The sequence below is a fragment of the Kitasatospora sp. NPDC059146 genome (assembly GCF_042786665.1).
GTDB lineage: Bacteria > Actinomycetota > Actinomycetes > Streptomycetales > Streptomycetaceae > Kitasatospora.
In genome coordinates, this window is record NZ_JBHZCY010000077.1 from 1 (window position 1) to 22,147 (window position 22,147).

20 protein-coding genes and 1 pseudogene are annotated in these 22,147 nt (G+C 73.9%); 10 read left to right on the forward strand and 11 right to left on the reverse strand.

All coding sequences use genetic code 11. The features are described 5' to 3' along the window. Nucleotides 1–1,190, forward strand: a pseudogene (locus ACFXPX_RS27990) (hypothetical protein); the annotation flags it as partial. 111 nt (nucleotides 1,191–1,301) lie between these two features. Next, nucleotides 1,302–1,886, forward strand: coding sequence for a hypothetical protein (locus tag ACFXPX_RS27995; protein WP_380527613.1), 585 nt, complete (start codon nucleotides 1,302–1,304; stop codon nucleotides 1,884–1,886). Nucleotides 1,887–1,965: 79 nt separating this feature from the next. Here the strand turns inward: ACFXPX_RS27995 and ACFXPX_RS28000 are convergent, their stop codons facing one another. Beyond that, complete coding sequence (locus ACFXPX_RS28000; protein ID WP_380527615.1) at nucleotides 1,966–2,847, reverse strand: winged helix-turn-helix transcriptional regulator; 882 nt, start codon at nucleotides 2,845–2,847, stop codon at nucleotides 1,966–1,968. 78 nt (nucleotides 2,848–2,925) lie between these two features. Between ACFXPX_RS28000 and ACFXPX_RS28005 the strand changes: the two genes are divergently transcribed. After that, nucleotides 2,926–4,212, forward strand: a complete 1,287-nt coding sequence (locus ACFXPX_RS28005) for an MFS transporter (RefSeq protein WP_380527617.1) — start codon at nucleotides 2,926–2,928, stop codon at nucleotides 4,210–4,212. A 58-nt stretch (nucleotides 4,213–4,270) separates the two neighbouring features. Here ACFXPX_RS28005 and ACFXPX_RS28010 read toward each other — a convergent pair whose 3' ends face one another. Next, a complete protein-coding gene (locus ACFXPX_RS28010) occupies nucleotides 4,271–5,842 on the reverse strand; it encodes an alkaline phosphatase family protein (RefSeq protein ID WP_380643921.1) in 1,572 nt (523 codons plus the stop codon). 194 nt (nucleotides 5,843–6,036) lie between these two features. Between ACFXPX_RS28010 and ACFXPX_RS28015 the strand changes: the two genes are divergently transcribed. Then, nucleotides 6,037–6,819, forward strand: a complete 783-nt coding sequence (locus ACFXPX_RS28015; RefSeq protein WP_380643922.1) for a GntR family transcriptional regulator — start codon at nucleotides 6,037–6,039, stop codon at nucleotides 6,817–6,819. 55 nt (nucleotides 6,820–6,874) lie between these two features. Here ACFXPX_RS28015 and ACFXPX_RS28020 read toward each other — a convergent pair whose 3' ends face one another. After that, nucleotides 6,875–7,714, reverse strand: coding sequence for an SDR family oxidoreductase (locus tag ACFXPX_RS28020; protein ID WP_380643923.1), 840 nt, complete (start codon nucleotides 7,712–7,714; stop codon nucleotides 6,875–6,877). Nucleotides 7,715–7,827: 113 nt separating this feature from the next. Between ACFXPX_RS28020 and ACFXPX_RS28025 the strand changes: the two genes are divergently transcribed. Beyond that, nucleotides 7,828–8,292, forward strand: a complete 465-nt coding sequence (locus ACFXPX_RS28025) for a winged helix-turn-helix transcriptional regulator (protein WP_380643924.1) — start codon at nucleotides 7,828–7,830, stop codon at nucleotides 8,290–8,292. Here the strand turns inward: ACFXPX_RS28025 and ACFXPX_RS28030 are convergent. The 3 genes from ACFXPX_RS28030 to ACFXPX_RS28040 all read right to left on the reverse strand — a co-directional run bounded on the left by ACFXPX_RS28030 (nucleotide 8,268) and on the right by ACFXPX_RS28040 (nucleotide 12,306). After that, on the reverse strand, nucleotides 8,268–8,978 hold the full coding sequence (locus ACFXPX_RS28030) for a hypothetical protein (RefSeq protein WP_380592914.1): 711 nt from the start codon (nucleotides 8,976–8,978) through the stop codon (nucleotides 8,268–8,270). The genes ACFXPX_RS28025 and ACFXPX_RS28030 overlap by 25 nt on opposite strands. Nucleotides 8,979–9,153: 175 nt before the next feature. Continuing rightward, complete coding sequence (locus ACFXPX_RS28035) at nucleotides 9,154–9,942, reverse strand: hypothetical protein (RefSeq protein WP_380592912.1); 789 nt, start codon at nucleotides 9,940–9,942, stop codon at nucleotides 9,154–9,156. A gap of 270 nt (nucleotides 9,943–10,212) precedes the next feature. Continuing rightward, nucleotides 10,213–12,306 (reverse strand): glycogen debranching N-terminal domain-containing protein, encoded by a 2,094-nt coding sequence (locus ACFXPX_RS28040; protein WP_380592910.1) that lies wholly within the window; start codon nucleotides 12,304–12,306, stop codon nucleotides 10,213–10,215. Between the two features lie 124 nt (nucleotides 12,307–12,430). On the opposite strand from ACFXPX_RS28040, the gene ACFXPX_RS28045 reads away from it, so the two are divergent. The 4 genes from ACFXPX_RS28045 to ACFXPX_RS28060 all read left to right on the forward strand — a co-directional run bounded on the left by ACFXPX_RS28045 (nucleotide 12,431) and on the right by ACFXPX_RS28060 (nucleotide 16,799). Further along, nucleotides 12,431–13,465, forward strand: coding sequence for a LacI family DNA-binding transcriptional regulator (locus ACFXPX_RS28045; RefSeq protein ID WP_380527631.1), 1,035 nt, complete (start codon nucleotides 12,431–12,433; stop codon nucleotides 13,463–13,465). 128 nt (nucleotides 13,466–13,593) lie between these two features. After that, on the forward strand, nucleotides 13,594–14,847 hold the full coding sequence (locus ACFXPX_RS28050; protein ID WP_380527633.1) for an extracellular solute-binding protein: 1,254 nt from the start codon (nucleotides 13,594–13,596) through the stop codon (nucleotides 14,845–14,847). After that, on the forward strand, nucleotides 14,837–15,916 hold the full coding sequence (locus tag ACFXPX_RS28055; RefSeq protein ID WP_380527635.1) for a carbohydrate ABC transporter permease: 1,080 nt from the start codon (nucleotides 14,837–14,839) through the stop codon (nucleotides 15,914–15,916). Before ACFXPX_RS28050 ends, ACFXPX_RS28055 begins: the two co-directional genes overlap by 11 nt. After that, nucleotides 15,903–16,799: a carbohydrate ABC transporter permease gene (locus ACFXPX_RS28060; RefSeq protein WP_380527637.1), complete on the forward strand. Its 897-nt coding sequence runs from the start codon at nucleotides 15,903–15,905 to the stop codon at nucleotides 16,797–16,799. The genes ACFXPX_RS28055 and ACFXPX_RS28060 overlap by 14 nt, the downstream gene beginning before the upstream one ends. Nucleotides 16,800–16,955: 156 nt before the next feature. On the opposite strand, the gene ACFXPX_RS28065 is transcribed toward ACFXPX_RS28060, so the two are convergent. After that, nucleotides 16,956–17,129 (reverse strand): hypothetical protein, encoded by a 174-nt coding sequence (locus tag ACFXPX_RS28065; RefSeq protein WP_380643925.1) that lies wholly within the window; start codon nucleotides 17,127–17,129, stop codon nucleotides 16,956–16,958. Between the two features lie 22 nt (nucleotides 17,130–17,151). On the opposite strand from ACFXPX_RS28065, the gene ACFXPX_RS28070 reads away from it, so the two are divergent. After that, nucleotides 17,152–18,267 carry a hypothetical protein gene (locus ACFXPX_RS28070; RefSeq protein ID WP_380643926.1) on the forward strand — a complete coding sequence of 372 codons (1,116 nt, stop codon included), beginning with the start codon at nucleotides 17,152–17,154 and terminating at the stop codon, nucleotides 18,265–18,267. 120 nt (nucleotides 18,268–18,387) lie between these two features. Here the strand turns inward: ACFXPX_RS28070 and ACFXPX_RS28075 are convergent, their stop codons facing one another. The 4 genes from ACFXPX_RS28075 to ACFXPX_RS28090 all read right to left on the reverse strand — a co-directional run bounded on the left by ACFXPX_RS28075 (nucleotide 18,388) and on the right by ACFXPX_RS28090 (nucleotide 22,109). Beyond that, nucleotides 18,388–20,211, reverse strand: a complete 1,824-nt coding sequence (locus ACFXPX_RS28075) for a DUF1003 domain-containing protein (protein ID WP_380643927.1) — start codon at nucleotides 20,209–20,211, stop codon at nucleotides 18,388–18,390. 9 nt (nucleotides 20,212–20,220) lie between these two features. After that, on the reverse strand, nucleotides 20,221–20,520 hold the full coding sequence (locus ACFXPX_RS28080) for a hypothetical protein (protein ID WP_380533047.1): 300 nt from the start codon (nucleotides 20,518–20,520) through the stop codon (nucleotides 20,221–20,223). A gap of 62 nt (nucleotides 20,521–20,582) precedes the next feature. Further along, on the reverse strand, nucleotides 20,583–21,296 hold the full coding sequence (locus ACFXPX_RS28085; RefSeq protein WP_380643928.1) for a hypothetical protein: 714 nt from the start codon (nucleotides 21,294–21,296) through the stop codon (nucleotides 20,583–20,585). A gap of 90 nt (nucleotides 21,297–21,386) precedes the next feature. After that, nucleotides 21,387–22,109: a ribonuclease H gene (locus tag ACFXPX_RS28090; RefSeq protein WP_380643929.1), complete on the reverse strand. Its 723-nt coding sequence runs from the start codon at nucleotides 22,107–22,109 to the stop codon at nucleotides 21,387–21,389. Between the last annotated feature and the right edge of the window lie 38 nt (nucleotides 22,110–22,147).

Genomic DNA, 22,147 nt, shown 5'->3' on the forward strand with positions numbered 1-22,147 from the left:
TCGCCGTGACCACCACCGGTTTCGGTGCCACCGTGCTCGACACCGTCGACCACGTCCGCACCCGGGCCGCGCGGATCGCCACCGGCGGGGACATCAGCGTCTCCCTGCCCGACTACGCCACCCTCACCGAGTCCTTCACCAAGGCCGCCGACACCCTGCCCGGCGTCCACGCCTCCACCGCGGTCTGGGTCGACAAGGTCCGGGTCCTCGCCGCCGACCAGACCTACACCGACGCCTACCTGGTGATGGTGGTCGACCCGGCGGCCTACGCCGAGATCTCCCGGACCCTCGGGATCGGCGAGTTCGACCCGGCGAGGCTGGCCGCCGCCCCCGGCGGCCGGGACACCCCGGTGCCCGCCCTGGTCAGCCGCGACCTGGCCAAGCGCCTGACCGCCACCGGGGCGTCCCAGGTGCGCACGGCCAACGGCAACGACCTGCGCCTCGGCGTCGCCGCGACCGTCGGCGCCACCGCCGCCCTGCCCGACCCCGGCGCGCCCTTCGCCGTGGTGGCCGCGGGCCCCGCCTGGGAGCGCCTGCCGGACACCCGGCGGGTGAACAGGTGGTTCGCCGTCGGCGGCGTGGATCCCGAGGCCGTCCGGACGGCGCTGCGCGGCAACGGCGGTGCCCAGCCGGTCGGCATGGCCAAGCTGGTCGCGGACGAGGCAACGGCCGTCGGCAAGGACGCGCACGGCCTGCCCGCCGGTTACGTCGTGCACAGCAGCCGGGACACCGCGGCCGCCCTGGCCGACGATCCGTTGCAGCACGCCGCCGAGCGGCTGTTCTGGTACGCGGCCGCCGCCGGAGCCGGCTACGCCCTGCTCGCCGTCCTGCTGACGCTGTTCCGCGCCGCACCCGACCGCACCGCCGTCCTCGCCCGCCTGCGCACCATGGGCCTGCGCCCCCGCCAAGGACTCGCACTGATCATCACCGAGGCACTGCCGCAGACCCTCGCGGCCGCCGTCGGCGGCGGCCTGGCCGCCCTCGCGGCCGTCGCCCTGCTCGGCGGCGCCTTCGACATCTCCACCCTCGTCGGCGCCGAGGTCGGCGACGCCATCACCCCCGTCCTGCTCCCCGTCCTGCTGCCCACCACCGGCCTCGCCCTGCTGGTCGGCCTCGGCATCGTCCTGGAGACCCTCATCGCCGGCCGACGCCAGATCGCCACCGAACTCCGCGCCGGGGAACAGGCATGATCCCCGGTCGGGTGGTCGAGGAGGCACCGGGCAGCCCCGGCCTCCCGCCTCCCGTGAAGATCGCGTCGAACTTCCTGTTCGCAGACGACGCACCGGAGTAGCCTGCGACCCGTGAACGAACTGGTGTTCCGGGGCAAGGACTTGTTCCGCCCCTCCAAGTCCCGTCTGGTCGGCGCGCTCGCCTTCCTCGTCCTCATGGTGTCCGTCGGGATGATGCGCTCCGGGCCGGTGTTCGTGGCCTGGTCGCTCGGCACCGTCGTGGTGCTGTTCGTGCCGGTCTTCTACAGCTCGTGGCGAGGCTGGAGCCGGGTCGGGCCCGAGGGCGTGACGATCTGCTGGGGGTTCGGGGCCGGGCGCACCTACTCCTGGGCGGAGATCCGCTGGGTCGACGTCCGCACCACCGCGTCCAGCGGCCCGTACGCCGGCTCAGGACCGACCCGCGCGGCGCGGATCTTCACCACGGGCGGGCGCCGGCGCTCGCTGCCGGGCCTGTCCTGGAGCCCGCTGTACCCGACCGAGGACTTCGACGTGAACGTCCGGCGGCTGCGCACCTGGTGGGAGTCCAGCACCGAGGAGGCGCAGCGGGTCGAGCCCGGGAAGCAGTTCCGGGACCGGCTGACGCCGACCGCGGTCGCGATCGTCGCCGTCGTCCTGATCATGGTGGTCGGCTGGTTCGTGATCGCCTCGCGGTACTGACCGCCGTCCGCCGCAGCACAGTTGAGCGGGTGCGCTCCCGGCCGGGCCGGGGGCGCACCCGCTGTCGTGCGTCCGGGGGTCAGCGGCGCAGCCCGTCCAGCAGGGTGAGGACGTCCTCGACCGAGCCCGCGGGGTCGGTGACGGGGTAGAGCACGCCGCGCACGGTGCGGCCGGCGTCGAGGACCAGGGTGAGCCGTTTGAGGCGTTCGACGCCCGCGGCGCGGAAGGTGGGCAGCCGAAGCCCGGCGGCGAGTTCCAGGCCGGCGTCGGAGAGCAGCGGGAACGGGATCCGGGCGTGCTCGGCGAAGGCCGCCAGCTGGTCCGGGCGTTGGGTGCTGACGCCGTGGACGACGGTGTCGCGGGCGGCGAACTCGCCCATCCGGTCGCGGTAGGTGCAGGACTCCAGGGTGCAGCCGGGCGCGCCGGGGATGTCGCCCCAGCCGGGCGGCTGGTCGGCCCCGCCCGGGGCGTAGGCGCCGGGGTAGCAGTAGAGCACCGTCCAGGCGTGGTCCGCGGCGACCGGGTCGACCCGTCCGCCGGCGGCGGCGTCGAGTTCCAGTGCGGGCAGCCGGTGGCCGGTGAGGGCCGTGACCCGGCGGGTCTCGGCGGAGTCGGGGGTGCTGGTGGCGGAGAGGGTGCCGTCGCCCAGGACGTAGCGTCCGCCCCAGTCCTGGAGGGCGACCAGGACGGGCAGGAGTCCGCGGCCGCGGTCCGTCAGGTGGTACTCGTAGCGCGGCGGGTGCGGGTGGTAGAGCCGTTTCTCCAGGACGCCGTCGGCGACCAGGGCCTTGAGGCGCTCGGTGAGCACCTTGCGGCTGATGCCGAGTCCGTTCTGCAGGGCGTCGAACTGGTGGGTGCCTCCGGCGACGTCCCTGACCAGGAGCAGGGTCCAGGTGTCCCCGACCACTGTCAGGGCCTGGGAGATCGCGCAGTCGGGGTCCGCCGCTTCCGTGTGCCGCATGATCACCCAGTATAGTGAGTTCCTAAAGGGAACTCACTCGGTCCCGCTGGTGGACCGGTGGCGGCGAAGGGGCGGACGTTGACGACCGAGACGGTGGGCGCGGCGAGAACGGCGGATCCGGCGGGCGGGGACGGGAGCGGGGGCGGCGGAAGCGGCCCCGGGGCGGGGGCGTTCTGGCGCTACTGGACCGCCTCGACCGTCAGCCGGCTCGGCGACCAGGTGACGACGGTGGCCCTGCCGCTGATCGCGGTGGTCACCCTGCACGCCTCGGCCTTCGAGGTCGGACTGATCACGGGCGCCGCCTACGTCGCCTGGCTGGTGATCGGACTGCCGGCCGGCGTGCTGGTCCAGCGGCTGCCCCTGCGCGGCACCCAGGTGGCGATGGACCTGCTGCGGGCCGCCGCCGTCGCCTCGGTGCCGCTGGCCGCCGCGTTCGGGGTGCTGGGGCTGCCCCAACTGGTCGCGGTGGCCCTGCTGGTCGGCTTCGCGAGCGTGCTCTTCGACGTCGGCAACTCGACCTTCCTGCCCGCCGTCGTCCCCAAGGAGGAGCTGACCGCCCGCAACAGCCTGCTCTCCGGCAGCGTCGCCGCCACCGACCTGGCCGGGCCGTCGCTCGGCGGCGTGCTGGTGCAGCTGGTCGGCGGCGCGGCCTCGATGCTGCTGGACGCCGTCAGCTACCTCGCTTCGGCGGCCCTGCTGGGCACCCTGCCGCCGGTCGCACAGCCCGCCGCCCGGCCGACCGGCGGCGCCGGGATGCGCGAGCAGATCCGCGAGGGCTGGCGGTTCGTCACCCGGCACCCGGTGATCCGGCCCTGCGTGGCCGACGCCACCGCGGTGAACTTCGTCTGCGGCGGGCTGATGACGCTCACCCCGGTCTTCCTGGTCCGCACCCTCGACGCCCCGGCCGCCGCCGTCGGCGCCCTGATGGCCACCGGCGGGCTCGGCAGCCTGCTCGGCGCGGCCGCCACTCCCCGGCTGGTCGCGCGGTTCGGCAGCGGCACCGCGCTGCGCTGGGCGGCCGTGGTCGCCACCGCCTTCGCCCTGCTGCTGCCGCTCGCCGGGCCCGGGTGGGCGACGCTGGTCTTCGCACTCGGCAACGCCGGGTTCTCGGCGGGGGTCGTGGTCACCAGCATCGTGACCCGCACCCACCGGCAGACCCGGACCCCCCCGGAGCTGCTGTCCCGGGTGATGGCCACGGTCCGCTTCGTCTCCTGGGGCGCCATCCCGGTCGGCGCCCTGGCCGCCGGGGCCGCCGCCGCGACCTGGGGACCGCGAACGGCGCTGCTCCTGGTCGCCGTGGTCAGCGTGGTGAGCCCGGTGATCCTGCTGGCCGGCCCGATCCGGCGGATGCGCGAGCTGACCTGACCCGGAGCCTGCGGGCGGGGGCCGGCGCACAGCCTCCGCCCGCGGGCCCGAGGGCGGTTCAGGAGGCCGTGAAGGTCACCTGGTCGACCGTCCAGAAGGCACTGTTGGTGCCGGTGTAGCGGAACTGGAAGCGGGCGCCGGTGGCGCCGGCCGGCACGGTGACCGGCAGCTGCTCGACGGTGTTGAGGTCGCTGCGGTAGGACTTCACCAGCTGCGGGGTGCCGTTGTCGAAGACCACGTACAGGTCACCGGTCTGCGGGCCGTCCACCTTGTAGTCGGTCGCGAAGGAGAGCGTGCCGCGGCTCAGGCCGGACACCGGGTAGACCGGGCTGATCAGGGTGGAGTCGAACTGCCCGGCGCCGTGCGCCTTGTCGTCCCACTCGTCGGAGTCCGCGACGGCGAACACGTTGCGGGCGCGCACATTGGTCTCGCGGGACTGGTTCAGCTCGGCGGCGGTCCAGAACTCGTCGGTGGCGAAGGCCCAGCCGCGCCACTCGGTCACACCGCCGCTGGGCATCCGGGAGTTGTCGATGCTCCAGCCGGCCGGCGGGGTGTGGGTCCAGCCCTTCACCCCGGCCGGGATGCCGGTCTCGTCGACCCGGGTCTGCAGGTTCGGGCGCAGCGCGTCGAAGGCGTCCGGGGTGATCTCGTCGATCGGCCGGCCGTCGAGCTTCCAGGCGGGGTCGACGGCGACGCCCTCGTGCTTGAGGACGGTGGGGGCGATGTCGACCGGCTTGACGTCGTAGCGGCGCGAGCCGGGGGCGTAGCCGGCGCCGTCGGCGATCAGGAAGGTCTGCCGCTCGTTGGCGCTGTTGCCGCCGTGGCCGCCCGCGTCGGTGTGGCCGTGGTCGGTGGTGACGACGATCAGCCAGTCCTCGGAGCCGTACGTGGGGCGGGACTTGACGGCCTGCACGACCTGGCCGACCAGGCCGTCGACGGTGTGGATGGCGGACAGGTAGTCGGCGCTGGCGCCGCCGTGGGCGTGGCCGGCCTCGTCGACGCCGTCGAAGTGCAGGAAGGTCTCGTCGGGGTTGCCGTGGGCGAGGTAGTCCGCGGCGTCGGTGGCGGTCTTGCCGTCGTTCTCGCTCTCCGGGATGCGCAGGTCGGCGCGGCCGTTGAAGACGTTGGCGGTGATGGGGTTCCAGGAGCCGATCACCAGGGTGGAGTTGCCGGGGTCGGCGGCCTCCAGGCGGGTGGCGTAGTCGGGGTACAGGTCGAAGCGGGCGCCGGTGAAGGCGTTGTCCTTGACCTTGTGCTTGTCGGGCCACACGCCGGTGGCGATGGTGGACCAGCCCGGGCCGGACAGGGTGGGCGCCAGCGGGTTGGCGTACAGGTTGCTGGTGGCGGTCAGGCCGCCCGCCATCAGGGCCTTGAGGTTGGGCGCGTCGGCGGTGAGCAGCTTGTCGTAGCGGGTGCCGTCGACGCCGATGACCAGGGTCTTGGCCTGCTTGGTGCCGTTCGGCAGGCCCTGGTACGAGCCGTCGGCCGCGACCGCGGCGGCCGCACCGGTGGCGGCGGACGCGGTCACGGCGGTGGCGGCGGACGCGGAGAGCGGGATCAGCGCGGCGACGGTCGCGGCGACCGTGGCGGTGGCGAGGGCCGTGCTGCGGATGGAGCGGGAGGTGCGCAAGGGGGGCTCCCAACTGGGCATCGGTTCGGTGCAGTTGCACCATCACCGAGAGTGGGGCGGCCGGGCGAGCACGAACCCTTGGCGAATCCACGGCGGCATGAACAACGGTCGAAATTCAGTCCAGACCGGTTATCGTTCCGTGACCTTCGCCCGGCCGCCGAGTCCCCGCCCCGGCCGCTCGATAGGCTTGCGCGGTGAACCAGCCCACCCCCCGGCCCGGCCCGGAACCCGCCCGCGCCGGCGTCCCCGAGCACGGCCGGGTGCCCAAGTACTACCTGGTCAAGGAGCGGCTGGAGGAGCTCCTCGGCGAGCTCGGCCCGGGCGGCCGGCTGCCCACCGAGGCCGACCTGGCGCAGCGTCACGGCGTCGCCCGCGCGACGGTCCGCCAGGCCCTGCGCGAGCTCCTGCTGGAGGGCCGACTGCGCCGCCAGGGGCGCGGCACGGTCGTCGCCGGACCGAAGATCGAGCAGCCGCTGTCCCTCACCAGCTACACCGAGGGCGTCACCCGCCAGGGCCTGCGCCCCGGCCGCACCCTGATCACCCTCGACCGCCTGGCCGCCGACCTCGCGCTGGCCGGGCGCCTGGCCGTCGCCGAGGGCGAACCGCTCTGGCACCTGGAACGCGTGCTGCGCGCCGACGAGGAGCGCGTCGGACTGGAGTCCACCTACGTGCCGGTGGCCCGAGTACCCGACCTGGCGACGGACTTCGACCCCGAGGGCTCCTTCTACGGCTACCTGCGCACGCACGGCGTCCACCTCGGCACCGCCGACGAGCGGATCGAGACCGTCCTGGCCACCCCGCGCGAGGCCCTGCTGATCGGCACCCCGCCCGCGCTGCCGATGCTGCTGCTGCACCGCCGCAGCCTCGACGCCGACGGCCGCCCGCTGGAACTGGTCCGCGCCCTCTACCGGGGCGACCGGTTCAGCTTCACCCTCGCCCTCGGCGCCCCGCCGCCCGGGGACGACGAGCGGCCCTGACCGGCCGGGCCCGGCGGACCCGACCCCGGCGGACCCGACCTCAGCGGACCCGACCTCAGCGGAACGCGGCGACGTTGCGCGCGGCCCAGTCCGCGAAGGACCGCGGCGGCCGACCGAGGACCCGCTCGACGTCCGGGCTGATCCGGGTCTCGGCCGGGCTGGGCGAGCCGAGGATGTCCAGGGTGTCGTCGGCCAGCTCCGCCGGCATGGCCCGGGCCATGCCGGCCCTGGCCTCCTCCCGGCTCAGCTCGTGGAAGCGCACCGGCTCGCCCAGCGCGGCGGCGAGGGCCGCCGCCTGCCCGCGCGGGGTGATCACCTCCGGCCCGGTGAGCTCGTAGCGGCCGCCGCCGTGCCGCTCGTCCAGCAGGCAAGCCGCCGCCACCTCGGCGATGTCGGCCGGGTCGACGACCGGCACGCCGACGTCCCCGAAGGGCGCGGCGACCAGCCGGTCGGTGCGCACCGAGTCGGCCCACCAGAAGGCGTTGGAGGCGAAGCCGCCCGGCCGCAGGATGCTCCACTCCACGCCGGCGGCGCGCAGCTTGTCCTCCAGCGCGCGCAGCGCGATCCGGGTCCGGCCGAAGGGCCTGGTCACCACGCCCTGGCTGGACAGCAGGACGATCCGCCGGACGCCGGCGCCCACCGCGTCGGCGACCAGGTCGGCCGGGCCGGCCCCGGCGCCGTGCAGGTCTCCGGAGAGCAGCAGGAACAGCGCCTCCGCCCCGGCCAGTACCGGCTTGAGGGCACCCGGCTCGGCCAGGTCGGCCGTCACGTGGCGGACGCCGTCCGGCACCGCCGCCGCCCGCCGCGACACCGCCGTCACCTCCCGGCCCGCCTCGGCCAGCGCCCGGGTCAACGGCCGGCCGATGTTCCCGGTGGCTCCGGTCACCACGATCATGTTCTGCTCCCACTACTCGTCTGTTCGTCCTGCTCGGAGGTCGCTCCGATGCCCTCAACCTAGGAGCAGCGACTTACTTTTGGTAAGGACATACCTCGAAGTAAGCTCCACACATGAAGGAAGGCCCGCAGTACAGAGCGGCCGCACCGGGGGGCCGGTATGACGTGTTTCACACCGACTGCCCCGCGCGCACCGTCGTCGACCACGTGACCAGCCGATGGGGGATCTGGGTGCTGATCTCCCTGCGGAACAACGACCTGCGCTTCTACGAACTGCGCGAGAGCATCCAGGGCATCAGCGAGAAGATGCTCACCCAGACCCTGCGCGCCCTGGTCCAGGACGGCCTGGTCCGGCGGGAGGTCGCACCGACCACACCGCCCCAGGTCAGCTACGGGCTCACCGGGTTCGGCCGCGAACTGGGCGAGCCGCTCAAGGAACTGTTCGACCGGATCACCCGGCGACTCCCCCCGCTCGGCAGCGACTCGGCGTCCGGCGGCGGTTCGGCGCCCGACGGCGTTTCAGCGCCCGACGGCGGCTCGTGGACGGCTCAGGCTCAGAGCCCGCTCGGCCAGTCGTAGCCGCTCGGCACCTTGACGGCGGCGTTCTCCGCGGCCGTGCCGTACACCAGGGCGATCTCGTCGTGGGCGTGCAGCACGATCGCCGCCGGGTCGCCGCCCACCGCCTTGCCGTCCACGTACGCGGTGAGCGCATGGGTGGCGTCGGTGCGCAGCCCGCCCAGGTGGTCCGCGGAGGCGGAGACCTGCCACTCGGTCAGGAACTGGCCCAGGGTGAAGTCGGCGGCCACCGGCGACTCGATGTGGACGACCCCGCTGGTGTCGTGGGTGTGCAGCGGGCTGATCCGCTGGGCGCTCTCGTCGATGCCGACCAGCGCGGGGACGGTCACGGGCTGCCCGTCGGCGTAGACGTCCAGGTGGGTGTGGATGTGCAGGGCGGTGCCCTCGGCGCCGAGCATCGGCAGGCCGGCCGCCTTGACGGCCGCCGCGGCGTCGGCGGGCGCGTCCCAGGGCGGCGGGGTGGTCCGGCCCTCGGCGGTGGTCCGGGGGTGCGCCGGGACGCCGGACGGCGCGGAGCTGCCCTGGTTGTCGGCGATCACGACGGCGATCACGCCGACCACCGCGAGCACCACCAGGACGACCAGACCGCTCACCAGCCACCGCCTGGTCCGCGCGTGCCGGACCTCCGCGGCCCGGAGCGCGGCCACCCGGCCCTTGCGCCCGGACGGCTCCGGGTTCTGCGCTGACATCGGTGCGGGCCTCCTCGATCGAGGCTGCTGTCCCTCTCAGCCTCGCAGAGTCCGCCCGGGCGGGCGCGCCGAGCCGGCCCCGGGCGCGGAGCCCGGCCTCGGAGCCCGCCGCGAAGGCCGCGGCCCCGGCTCCCCGCACGGGGGAACCGGGGCCGCGGTCGGCGCGGGCGCGCGGTCAGTGCTGGCCCGGGTAGCCCTGCTGGCCCGGGTACGGCACGTTCGGGACCTGCGGCGGGTACGGCTGGCCCTGCGGCGGCACCTGGGCGCCCGGCCGCGCCGGGTACGGCTGGGCCGGCGGGTAGGCCTGCGGCGGGTACGGCTGGCCCGGCTGCGCCGCCGGGTACGGCTGGTGCTGCGGCTGCTGCTGCGGCGGGTACGGCTGCGCCTGCGGCGCGCCGAAGCCCTGCTGCGGCTGCTGGTGCGGCGGCTGCTGCGGGATCATCTGCTGGCCGGGTGCGGCCTGGACGCCCATCGGGTACGCCGGCGGCGGGAAGCCCTGGTTCTGCGGCGTGTCGAAGGGCTGCGAGCTCGGGTCGATCGCCCCGGGCGGGAAGGCCGCGCTCAGCTGGTCCATCTCGGCCCGCCAGATGCGGTGGATGTTCAGGCGCACCGGGTTGGCGCTGCCCGGCATCTGGACGTACATCGAGCTCCAGATGCTCGCCCGCTTGACCCGGCTGACCGGGAAGGCCTGCCGCGGGAAGGCCGCGACCACGTCGCCGGGCCGGTTGTTCCAGCGGTTGGCCGAGTTGATCACCACGTGGCTGTTGGTGAGCGTCAGGAAGTAGTACCTGCGGGTCAGCACGATGATCAGGCCGACGAGCGGAATCTCACCGAGTGCGGCCGCGAGCCACGGGCTGGGCCCGCTCTCCGCGTGCACGCAGGCGATGAAGGTCTCGCCGGGCGGCGCCACCTGCGACAGCTTCTCGATGACCTGGGCCTTCTGCTTGGCCCGGAGGAATGCCATGGTCTTCTGTACCTCTTACCCCGTCTTGTCCGCCGACTCGGTGCGGCGGGAAATCGGCTGAGGTTAGCAGGTGGTGATGACACCTCGGACACCAGTGCCCCCGGGGCGGCCGGGGCCCCGCCGGGCAGATTCCCGGCGGGGCCGAGTCGGCACACGGAGCACCCGACGCCGGCCCGGGCGGCGGGCGTTCGGCGAGGTCGGGCGGCCGTCGGCGGGCTGACCGTCCGTCCGCCGGGCGACGCAGGACCTTCACAGGAAATCACGAAGCCCTCAGCCCGTGATGACGGTGAACCCCTCCGGGGCGCGCAGCCGGACGGCGCCGGTGTGGTCGGTCTCCACCTCGATCGGCAGCCCGGCCACCGTCAGCCCGCGGATCCGCAGCGACTCGTACCCGGCCGGGACGCTCCCGCGCACCCACAGCCGGCGCCCCGGAGCGTCCGCGGCGAGCCCGAGCAGCGCCTGCAGCACCAGGACGGCGGAGGCCGCGGCCCAGGCCTGCGGGCGGCAGGAGGCGGGGTACGGGACGGGGCGGTGGTAGCGCTCGCGCGGGTGGCCGCCGTACAGCTCGGGCAGCCGGTGGTCGAAGGCCGCGGCGGCGCGCAGCAGTCCGGCGGCCAGCGGCGCGGCGTCCTCGGGCCGGCCGGCCCGGGCCAGTCCGTGCACGGCGACGGCGGTGTCGTGCGGCCAGACCGAGCCGGTGTGGTAACCCAGCGGGTTGAAGCCGGCGGTGGCGGCGTCCAGGGTGCGCAGGCCGAAGCCGCTGTCCAGGCCGGGGGCGGTGAGGCGCTGCGCGACCAGCGCGCTCTCCTCGGCCGAGAGCAGGCCGGTGCCGAGCAGGTGGCCGAGGTTGGAGGCGACCGAGTCGACCGGCCGCTTGTCGCGGTCGAGGGCGACGACCGGGTGGCGGCCGTGCTCGTCCTCGGTCCAGAACCGGTCGCGGAAGCGCTCGCGCAGCCGCTCGGCCCACTGCCGCCAGCGCTCGGCGCCGGGGCGGCCGAAGGCCTCCAGCAGGTCGGCGGACTTGACGGCGGCCTCGTGGGCGTAGGCCTGGACCTCGCTGAGGGCGATCGGGGCGGCGGCGATCCGGCCGTCACGGAACCGGATGCCGTCCGAGGAGTCCTTCCAGCCCTGGTTGGAGAGGCCGCGGCCGGTGCTGTCGACGTACTCCAGGAAGCCGTCGCCGTCCGCGTCGGCGTACCGCTCCAGCCAGTCGAGGGCGGCCTCGGCGTGCGGGAGCAGGTCCTCGACCTCCTCGGCGGGCAGGCCCCAGCGCCAGGCGTCGTGCAGCAGCAGGAGCCAGAGCGGGGTGGCGTCGGCGGTGCCGTAGTAGCTGGGCGGCAGGTGGGAGCCGGTGTCGAGGTGCTGCTCGGCGCGGCGGACCTCGTGCAGGATCTTGCCGGGCTGCTCCTCGGTGGCCGGGTCGACGGCCCGGCCCTGACGGCGGGCCAGGGTGCGCAGGGTGCCGGCGGCGAGGTCGGTGCCGAGCGGGAGCATCATCCGGGCCGCCCAGAGCGAGTCGCGGCCGAACAGGGTGAGGAACCAGGGCGCTCCGGCGCCGAGGAAGGTGTCGGCGGGGCGCAGCGGGTCGGTGAGCAGCAGGCCGCGCAGGTCGTGGTGGGAGCGGGTGAGCCAGTGGGCGAGGTGGTGGTCGCGGCCGGTGATCTCGGGGGTGCTCCAGGGGGTGGTGCGGGCGGCGGGGAAGAGGTCGCCGTCGCGGTGTTCGGCGGTGCACTCCAGGACGGCGTGCCAGCTCCGGCCGGGGGCGAGTTCGAGGTCGTAGCCGAGGGTGCCGGTGGCGGGGTCGAGGTGGTGGGGCGGAGGGGTGAGGGTGAGGGCGGCGGTGAGCGGGCCGTCCTGCCAGCGCAGGCCGTCGGCGCCGTGGGCGCGGGGCTCGACCGGGGTGCCGGGGCGGCCGGCCTTGACGGTGTCCATGGCGGCGAAGTCGCTCTCGGCGCGGATCTCCAGGCGCAGGCGGGCGGGGCGGGTGCCGGCGTTGTGGAGGGTGCAGTGCTCGACCAGGCGGCCGGGGTGGAGTTCGCGGCGGCGTTCCAGGGTGGTGGCGGGGTCGGCGGTCCCTTCGCCGAGGCCGCGCAGCACGGTGACGAAGACGGTCCGCCCGTCCGGGAGTTCGGCGGTGGCGATCGGGGCCTCGGGAACGCCGGGGGCACCGATCTCCAGGCGGGAGAGGATGCGGCGGTCGCCGTGGTAGAAGCCGTCGGCGCCCTCGCCGATGCGGCCGTCGGGGCGGGCGGCGCAGAAGCTGGGGGCGGCCACGGAGAGCCGGGCGTCGTGCAGGAACGGCTGGAGGTCGGTCGCGGGCATGGTCTCCTCGTTCTCGGTGCGGGGCTTGACAGTTGCTTCCACCCGGGCGCAACCTTTCTGTCATTGGAGCGTTCCAAGACATTAACTCCCCTGGTGGGGTTGATGGAACCCCCGCTTGGAACGCTCCAAGCCAAGCCCTGTGGCGACAGAACCTAGGATCACCGTCATGCATGCACACTCATCGCCCAGGAGCGGGCCCGGGTCCGCGGTGACCCTCGAAATGGTCGCCGCCCGGGCCGGCGTGGGCCGTCAGACGGTGTCCAACGCGATCAACTCGCCCGAGCTGCTGCGCCCGCAGACGCTGGAGCGGGTCCGGCGCGCCATCGACGAACTCGGCTACCGCCCGCACCGGGCCGCCCAGGCGCTCAAGACCAGGGCCAGCCGGCTGATCGGCTACGGCATCCGCTCCAGCAGTACCGGCGTCCCGACCCCGGTCCTGGACCAGTTCCTGCACTCGCTCTCCGAGGCCGCCGACCGGGCCGGCTACCGGGTGGTGCTGTTCGCCGTCGCCCCCGGGGACGACGAACTCACCAGCTACCAGCAGCTGCTGGACGAGCACGGCGCCGACGGCTTCGTGCTCAGCGGCACCGACCGCGGCGACCGCCGCCAGGGCTGGCTGCACGAACGCGGCGTCCCCTTCGTCGCCTTCGGCCGCACCTGGTCCGGCAAGGACGTCGGGGACTGGGTCGACGTGGACGGCGCCGCCGGCACCTCGGCGGCCGTCCGCCACCTGGCCGGGCTCGGCCACCGCCGGATCGGCTTCCTGGGCTGGCCCAAGGGCTCCGGGGTCGGCGACGACCGCGCCCGCGGCTGGCAGGGCGCGATGCGCGAACTGGGCCTGTCCACCCGGGGCCGCCGGGTGGAGAGCCCGGACGACCCGGAGCACGCGACCGAGGCCGCCGGGAAACTGCTGGCCGGCGGTGCGACCGCCGTCGTCGCCGCCAGCGACACCCTCGCGCTCGGCTGGTACCAGGCGTTGCGCCGGGCCGGCCGCACCCCCGGCCCGGAGGCCGCCGTGATCGGCTTCGACGACTCCCCGATCGCCCCACTGCTCTTCCCCTCGCTCTCCAGCCTCGCCCAGCCGCTCGACGCGGTCGGCCGGGTCTGCATGCAGTTGCTGCTGGAGCGCCTCGGCGACCGCGGGCGGCCCGTCGAACACGTGCTGCTGGAACCGGAGCTGGTGCTGCGCGACAGCGCGTAGCACCCGCGCCCTCCCCGCGCCCCTTCCCCGAAACCCCGCCACCGAGGCCCGCCGCCGAGGCCCGCCCGAAGCACCCGTCCCCCGAAGGCCGTCCACCACCCACCCCCCCCCCCCGCAAGGAGACCCGCATGGCCACCTCCCGCACCCTCGCCGCGGCCGCCGTCTGCACGGCCGTCGCCCTCGGCGCCGTCACCGGCTGCTCCTCCTCGGGCGGATTCGGCGACACGTCGGCCAAGCAGTCCTCCGGCGCCGGCCAGAGCCTGACCGTCCTGATCGCCAGCTCCGGCGAGGCCGAGACCGCGGCGGTCAAGGCCGCCACCGCCGCCTGGGCGCAGCGGACCGGAAACACCGTCACCGTGCAGATCGCGAGCAACATCAACCAGCAGCTCGGCCAGGCCTTCGCCGGCGGCAACCCGCCGGACCTCTTCTACGTGAACTCCGACCAGTTCGCCAACTACGCCAAGGGCGGCTCGCTGTACGCCTACGGCGATCAGATAGCCGACGCCGCGGACTTCTCCGAGCAGCTGCGCAAGGCGTTCAGCCACGACGGCAGGCTCACCTGCCTGCCCAAGGACAGCTCCACGCTGGCCCTGGCCGTCAACACCACGCTGTGGCAGCAGGCCGGGCTCACCGAGGCCGACTACCCCACCACCTGGCAGCAACTCGCCGACGACGCCGCCAAGCTCACCAAGGACGGCGTGACCGGCCTGGTCACCGCCCCCGACTACCAGCGGCTGGGCGCCCTGTTCAAGCAGGCCGGCAGCTGGATCACCAACCCCGAGCAGACCGCGATGACCGCCGACGCCCCCGGCAACCGGCAGGCGCTGGAGTACGTCCAGGGCCTGTTGAAGGCCGGCTCGGCCAAGTACGTCGCCGAGGTGGACGCCGGCTGGGGCGGTGAGGCGCTCGGCAAGGGCAAGGCCGCGATGACGATCGAGGGCAACTGGCTCAAGGGCGCGATGGCCAAGGACTACCCGAACGTCCCGTACAAGGTGCTCCCGCTGCCCGCCGGGCCGGCCGGCCCCGGCACCCTGGCGTTCAGCAACTGCTGGGGCATCGCCGCCAAGAGCCGCCACCAGGCGGCCGGCGTCGACCTGGTCCGGCAGCTCACCTCCGGCGACCAGCAGCTGGAGTTCGCCAAGGCCTTCGGCGTGATGCCCTCGCGCACCAGCGCGCTCGCCGCCTACGCCGAGAAGTACCCGGAGTCCAAGGCCTGGGTGGACGGCGTCGCCCACGCCCAGCCGCCGGTCACCGTCCCCGGGTTCAACCAGGTGCTCACCCAGTTCAACACCGACCTCCAGTCGCTGCGCACGGCCGACCCGGCGGCAATCCTGGCCGCCCTCCAGCGCAACGGCGAGCAGGCCGTCAAGAATGCCCGCTGACCCCCGCCCCCGCGTCCGGCGCGGCGTGCGCGGCCTGCGCGAGGGGGCCTGGGGCTGGCTGTTCACCGCCCCCATGGTCCTGGTCCTCGGCCTCTTCATGGTGCTGCCGATCGCGATGGCGCTGTGGGTGAGCCTGCTGCACTGGGACGGCCAGTCCAACCCCTTCGACGGCACCGCGGACTTCGTGGGCCTGGACAACTACCGCCGGCTGTTCACCGTGGACGGCCTGGACCGCACCCTGTTCGCCACCTCGCTGCGCAACACCCTCTACTACGTGGTGCTGACGGTGCCGCTGCAGACCGTGCTGGCGCTGGCCCTGGCCCTCGCCGTCAACCAGCGGCTGCTGCGCGGCCGGGGCGCCCTGCGCACGGTGTTCTACTTCCCGTCCGTCACCAGCTCGATCGCCGTCTCGACGGTCTTCCTCTTCCTGTTCCAGGGCAGCGGCGCCGTCAACCGGATGCTGGGCTGGGTCGGCGTCGAGGGCCCCAACTGGTTCGCCGACCCGCGCGGGCTGGTCTGGCTGGTGCTGGGGTGGTTCGGCGTGGACCAGCCCGCGCCGACAACCGGCGGCCCGCTCGGGCTGGCCTGGTCGGAGTGGTTCGCCGGGCCCTCGGTCGCGATGTGCACCCTGATCCTGATGGCCGTCTGGACCACCTCCGGCACCTTCATGCTGATCTTCCTGGCCGCCCTCCAGGACGTCCCGCGCGAACTGGAGGAGGCCGCCGCCCTGGACGGCGCCGGCCGGCGCCAACTGCTGCGCCACGTCACCCTTCCCGCGCTGCGGCCGGTGCTGTTCCTGGTGCTGACGCTGGGGCTGATCTCCACCTGGCAGGTCTTCGACCAGGTGTACGTGATGGGCAAGGGCGCGCCCGGCAACACCACCCTCACCCCCGCCTACCTCTCCTACTCCTCCGGCTTCGACAACGCCGACTACGGGCAGGGCGCCGCCATCGCGTTCGTCCTGCTCGGCCTGGTCCTGCTGCTCACCGCCGTGCAGCGGTGGGCCCTGCGGGAGCGGGACGGCGCCCGGGGGCCCCGCCCGAAGGGAGTCCGCCGTGCGGCGCGCTGACCACCGGACGGGACCGGAACGTCCCGTGCTCGCCCGCTTCCCCCGGCCGCTGCGCCTGCTCGGGTACGCCGCGCTGCTCGCCTTCGCGCTGCTCTACCTGCTGCCGTTCCTCCTGCAGTTGGCGAACAGCTTCAAGACCGACCCGGACGCGGCCGCCCACCCGATGACGCTGCTCCCGGACGGCGGCACCCTCGACTCCTACCGCCGGCTGTTCGGGCTCGCGCACGGCGTGGAGAACGTGCCGTTCCTCGGCTGGCTGGGCAACAGCGTGCTGGTGACCGTCCTGGTCACGGCCGGGCGGGTGCTGTTCGACTCGATGGCGGGCTACGCCCTGGCCCGGATCGCCTTCCCCGGCCGCCGGCTGCTGTACGGCTTCGTGCTGGCGGTGATGGCGGTGCCCGGTGTGGTGCTGCTGATCCCGAAGTTCCTGGTGCTCAAGAGCTTCGGGATGTTCGACACCTACGGCGGGATGGTGCTGCCGCTGCTGGTCGACGCCGCCGGGATCTTCATCATGCGGCAGTTCTTCGTCTCGGTGCCGCGCGAGATCGAGGAGGCGGCGCGGATCGACGGCGCCGGGACGTTCCGGATCTTCTGGTCGGTGGTGCTGCCGATGTCCCGGCCCTCGCTGATCACCCTGACCGTGCTCTCCTTCCAGGGCTCCTGGAACGAGTTCACCCATTTCCTGGTCTCCACCCAGTCCAGTGGGCACGACACCCTGACGACGGGTCTGGCGCACTTCGTCTCCGGCGGCCTCGGTTCCGGGACGCAGTACCCGCTCAAGCTGGCGGCGGCACTGGTCTCCACCGTGCCGGTGGCGGTGCTGTTCTTCTGCTTCCAGCGCCATTTCGTCCGGGGTGCCAACTCCGGCTCGTCGAAGGGATGAAATCCGGCCAAAAGGTATCGATATCGGCCCGATCAGTTAAAGCCGGGGTCAAATAATCGCGTGCCTCCTTGCTGATAATGTGATCACCTGTGTATGCGCTGCGGCGTTCTTCACCGCAGGGGAGGGAATGGCCTGACCCGTTTCACTCAGGCCCCGTCAGACCAGGAGTTCCACCATCAACACCGCCATCCGCACGGCCGCCCGCGGTGCGCTGCCCGTCGCCGTCACCGCCTCCGTCCTCGCCACCGGCCTCACCGCCTGCGGCACCGCCGAGCAGCTCTCGGCCGGCCAGAAGGTGTCGAAGGCCTTCGGCAAGGTCGGTGACGGCAAGTCCGCCGGTTTCACGCTCTCCGTGGACGCCACCCCCGAGCAGATCGTCGCCTTCACCAAGGCCACCGGCGACGAGGCGATCGACGAGCAGAGCGCGAAGGGTCTGTCCGGCCTCTCGGTCTCCGTCGCGGTCGCGGCCGACAAGCCGCTCAAGGAGGTCGACGCCTTCAAGAACACCGGGGCGGGCGACCAGAAGAACCAGCAGGACATCACGCTCGACAAGTCGGTGCGGATCTCCTACCTGATCGCGGACAAGAAGGGCACCCCGCTCCTGGAGTACCGCCAGGTCGACGCCAAGGGCTTCCTGCACCTCGACATGAAGAGCGTGCTCAAGCTCACCGGCCAGGACCCGGCCGAGGTCGACACCGTCGCCAAGGACCTCTCCCCCGACATGGCCCCCGCCAAGAGCCTGCTGACCGGCAAGTGGGTCTCGCTCGACCTCCAGCAGCTCGCGGACGAGGCCAAGAAGGAGGACGGCGCCAAGGGCGGCAAGCCGGAGGCCGTGCCCTCGGTCGACCCGGCCGCCGGCAAGGAGCTCCTCAACTCGCTCAAGGACGTGTTCAACCGGACCGTCACCTTCGAGGACAAGGGCAAGAAGGACGGCACCGAGCACATCTGGATGAGCGCCCCGGCCCGCCAGGCCGTGGACGAGCTGTACAAGGCCGTCAAGCCGCTCTCCGCCAAGTTCCCGCAGCAGTTCAAGAAGTTCCCGACCGAGGCCCCGACCGACGTCCCGGACCGCAAGGTCGGCGTCGACCTGTACCTCAAGGACGGCGCGCTCAACTCGGCCACCTTCGACCTCGCGCAGCTGGAGAAGAAGGTCGACCCGGGCGTCAACTTCCCGGTGAAGCTCGCCTTCAACCAGGACGCGCCGAAGGTCGAGGCCCCGGCCGATGCCACCAGGATGACCAGCGAGGACCTGGTGAAGACCTTCCTCGTGCTGGCCTCCGGCGGCGAGGACCCGAGCGCCGAGGGCGACGCCACCGGCGTCCCGCCGTTCACCACCGAGGCCGCGCCGCTGACCGACGCCCAGCTCAAGTCGCTGGCCGCGCTCGGCATCCCGGAGGCCCAGGCCAAGGCGTTCAACAAGATGGGCCTCGGCTTCGACGACATCAAGGCCATGGCCGAGGAGAAGTGACCCGCTCCTGAGGGGCACCGTCCTGGCCGTCCCCACGGACGCCCCTGACGCGCACTCCTGACCGGCGCCTCCGACGCACCGACCGGCCGGCCGCTCCCGCGGTCGGCCGGTCGCGTCCGTTCAGCCGCGCTTGCGCGGGCCCGTCCTGGTCCGAGGCCGAGCCGTCGCGGCCTCGGGCTCGCCCAGGCTCGCGGCCCGGACGGCCTCCATGGCGGCCACCTCGTTCGGCACCCGGGTACGGGCGCCCAGGCCGAGGATGCCGCCCTCCTCGTTGGCGTCCGCGACCACGGTCGCGATCTCCCACAGGAGCTCCCGGTACCCGGCGAGCTCGTCCGGCGCCCGCTCGGCCACGATCCCGGTGGCCGAGCGGATCGTCTCCAGCGCGGGCCCGCGGTACTCGGCGTAGCGGGTGTCGGGCCGCAGCCCGGTGTCGAAGGTCGAGGCCGCCGCCAACTCCCGGACGAAGCGCCGCGGATGGGTGCTGCTCGCCTCGCGCAGCAGCTTGACGATCGCTATCACCTCCTCCGGGTCCGCGACGCCCTCGGCGAGCGCGACCAGGACGCCGGAGGCCATCAGGGCCCGGCCGAGGGTGGCCCACTCCTCGGGGGTGAAGTCCAACTCCCCCGCGCCGTCGGCGACCCGGCCGATCCGGATCACCTGGAAGCCGACCTCGGCGAGCACGGCGGGGATCAGCCGCACCGACTCCACCGTCCGGCCCCGGGCCCGGTCCGACAGCTCCTCCCAGGGCAGGAACGCCGCCCGGCCGTCCCGCTGGCCGGGGAGCAGCGCCTCCGGTTCAGCGCCCGTGCCGTAGCGGTGCTCGTGCTCGTGCTCCAGCCGGGCCAGCACCTCGGCCTCCTCCTCGGTGAAGTCCTCGAAGCCGCCGACGGCGTCCGGGGCGACCCGCTCGGAGGTGGGCACCATCAGGCAGCCGACCGCGGCGAGGCGCTCGCCGAGCTGGCGGGCCTGGCGCCGGTTGGCCGTGCGCAGTTCCTCGGGCAGGTCCTCCCAGGGCAGCAGGGCCGGGCGGCTGCCCGCCTCCTCGCCGTCCTCGACCGCCGCCGCCACCCGGCTGCGGTGGATGGCCCGGGCCAGCTGCCGGGTGACCTGGGCGTCGGTGTAGTCGGCCAGGCTCTCGATCACCCTCCCCTGCGCCTCCAGCCGGGCCTTCATCCGGCCGCACTCGTGCAGCACGGCCTCGGCGTCCAGCAGGGTCTGCTCGGCGCGGCGGTCGCCGGCCTTGCCCAGCACGTCCTGCCCGACCATGATCACGATCATGAAGACCAGCTGGGCCAGGGTGGACAGGAAGCTCATGAAGGCGAACGGGTACGGGTCGAAGGTCTGCACCCCGAGCTGGGACAGGCCGATCCACAGCACCTGGGTCACGGCGGCGAGGTAGAACGCCCACATGCTGCCCAGCCGCCCGGTCAGCCAGGCGGCGATCCGCCCGTTGGTCCCGGCGGCCTGGTCCAGGGCCTGCGGCGGCGGCTGCACCCGGTGCCGCTGGATCCACGGGTGCCCGCTGGTCTCCAGCAGGCTCACCCCGCGCCCGAGCGCCCGGTCGTGCCGGTCCAGGTGCGCCTGGAGGTCGGCGACCTTGACGAAGATCGCCTCGGCGTTCTCGTAGGTCTGCACCGCCCGGCGGTCGGCGGCCTGGCCCAGCACCCGCTGGCCGACCAGGATCGCCAGGCAGAGCACCAGTTGGACGACGTTGTCCAGGAACAGCAGGAAGCCGAAGGGGTAGGGGTCGATCGAGTGCAGCGGCCCCCAGGTCGCCAGCGCCATCCAGCCGGCGACCAGCACCAGGGTCACGTACAGGGCGGGCATCGAGCCCACGGCCCGGGTCAGCGCGGCCGCGATCGCGCCGTTCAGCCCGACCTGCTCGTCCGCCACCGTCACCGGCTGCTGCCGCGGCTGGTCGATCGCCGTACCGGCTTCCGTCACGCCAGCTCCTCACGGTCGAACTCCGGCGCCCGCCGCCGGTGTCGTGCCCATGATGGCAGCGGCCGGGGCGGCCGGAGGCTTTCCGGGGCAGGATCTTAACGCTCCGTCAACACCCTTCCGGTGCAGGCCGTGCAGCTCGACCCGGCCGTGCCGCAGGTGGTTGCGGTGGCCGTCGGCGAACTCCAGCCGCAGGCTGCGGTCCGCGGGGGTGTCCACCACGACGGCGCTCTCCACCGCGCCGTAGGAGGATTCCCGGTACACCCACACCCGGTCGCCGATGTGGAACTCCGGGGTCTCGGAGACGATCACCGCTCTCACCTGCCTTCGCCGACGTGCCCACCCGGCTGTACGGAGCGCGGTGGGTCGGGTACTCAGCGGGCGCGCAGCTGCTTCGGGGCGGTGGGGGTCGGCAGCGCGGTCGGCTGCCCGGCCCCGTCCACCGCGGTGCCGTCGGTGAAGCGGGAGCACTCGGCGCCCGCGCCGACGGTGAGGGTCCGGGCCACCGGGTCGTAGCGGAGCGAGGCGCCCTCGGCGAGGGCGCCCGGGCCGTCCGCGGGCGGTGCCAGGCTCAGGCTGGGGACGGGCGCGGACTCGTCCGCCGAAACGACCGTCCAGCCCTGGGCGGTCAGGGTCCGCCGGGCGTGCCCCAGGGCCTCCGTCCCCTGGGTGGCGCCGACCCCGGCGAGGGTGAAGCGGGCGGCGAGCACGGCCGTGCGGGGCTGGTCGGCGCCGCCGTCGTTCATGCTCTCCAGGAGGTGCTCCAGGCCGCGGGCGTGGCAGACGCCCTGGACCTTGGCGGAGATCCCGTCGTCGCCGACCGGCACCGGGGCCAGCGCCACACCGGGCGGCAGGGCGAGGGCGTCGTAGACGGCCTGGGTCCGGGCGTCCAGGTGCGCGGCGACGGCGGCCGGGTCGGCCACCGGGTACGGCTCCCCCGACCACACCCGCGGGACCTCCTCCGCGACCGTCACGGCGCCGCGGTAGCCGACCGTGCCGAGCACCGCCGCTCCCGCGACCGTCGTCACCAGTGCCACCCGCACCGCCCTGCGGCCGCCCCGGCCGTCCGTCCCCGCGCGCTTCGTCATGATCACCATCGTGCCCGCCGGGCCGGGCCGCCGCCTGAGTACCCGTACTCAGACGGCGGGCCGGAGGTGCTCAGACGTGGCCGGAGGTGCTCAGGCGTGGGCGGCGGCGCACTCCGGGTGGCCCCAGCTGCTGCCGACCTTGGTGATCTTGTCGCCCTTGGCGTACGGGCGGCTGCACGGGCAGGTGCCGGGGAAGCGGGCGTTCAGGGTGCGCGAGCCGCCGCCGGTGCGCTTGGCGGCACCGGCGCCGGTGCCGGAGCCGGAGCCACCGGAGGCGGAGGCGGTGCGCGGCTTCGCGGCACGGGGCGCCTTGACCGCCGCGGCCGGGTCGGGCACCGGCAGGTCGGCGGCCGTCCCGGCGGCGGCCTGCTGGGTGCGGGCGGCGTCGCTGGCCGCCTTGTCGGCGATGGCGTTCAGCGGGTCGCCGTCCACCTGGTGGGCGGGGACGTAGACGAAGGTGACGTCCCGGCCCTCCAGCAACTCGTCGATCCGCTGGATCAGCTCGCGGTTGGCCACCGGCTTGCCCGCCGCCGTCTTCCAGCCGTTGCGCTTCCAGCCCTTGAGCCACTTGGTGACCGAGTCGCGGGTGTAGGTGCTGTCGAGCCGGACCTCCAGCGGCACGGCCGGGTCGGTGGCGGACAGCAGCTGTTGAAGCGCCGTCAGCTCGCCGATGTTGTTGGTGCTGTGCCCGAGCGGCCCCGCCTCCCAACGCTGGGGCGCCCCGGCGGCGTCCGCGACCACGTAGGCCCAGGCCGCCGGGCCGGGGTTGCCCTTGGCTGCTCCGTCACACGCTGCAATGACTCGTTCGACCATGCCCCGATCATGCCTGGTCAGGCCCCTCGGAGCCAAAG

Bases quoted from the DNA above. Each gene is read 5' to 3' on its own strand.
- ACFXPX_RS28090 (WP_380643929.1), bottom strand. From the start codon at position 22,109: ATGGTCGAACGAGTCATTGCAGCGTGTGACGGAGCAGCCAAGGGCAAC.
- ACFXPX_RS28055 (WP_380527635.1), top strand. From the start codon at position 14,837: ATGCCCGCTGACCCCCGCCCCCGCGTCCGGCGCGGCGTGCGCGGCCTG.
- ACFXPX_RS28045 (WP_380527631.1), top strand. From the start codon at position 12,431: ATGCATGCACACTCATCGCCCAGGAGCGGGCCCGGGTCCGCGGTGACC.
- ACFXPX_RS28020 (WP_380643923.1), bottom strand. From the start codon at position 7,714: ATGATCGTGGTGACCGGAGCCACCGGGAACATCGGCCGGCCGTTGACC.
- ACFXPX_RS28035 (WP_380592912.1), bottom strand. From the start codon at position 9,942: ATGGCATTCCTCCGGGCCAAGCAGAAGGCCCAGGTCATCGAGAAGCTG.
- ACFXPX_RS28000 (WP_380527615.1), bottom strand. From the start codon at position 2,847: ATGCGGCACACGGAAGCGGCGGACCCCGACTGCGCGATCTCCCAGGCC.
- ACFXPX_RS28085 (WP_380643928.1), bottom strand. From the start codon at position 21,296: ATGACGAAGCGCGCGGGGACGGACGGCCGGGGCGGCCGCAGGGCGGTG.
- ACFXPX_RS28050 (WP_380527633.1), top strand. From the start codon at position 13,594: ATGGCCACCTCCCGCACCCTCGCCGCGGCCGCCGTCTGCACGGCCGTC.
- ACFXPX_RS28025 (WP_380643924.1), top strand. From the start codon at position 7,828: ATGAAGGAAGGCCCGCAGTACAGAGCGGCCGCACCGGGGGGCCGGTAT.
- ACFXPX_RS28030 (WP_380592914.1), bottom strand. From the start codon at position 8,978: ATGTCAGCGCAGAACCCGGAGCCGTCCGGGCGCAAGGGCCGGGTGGCC.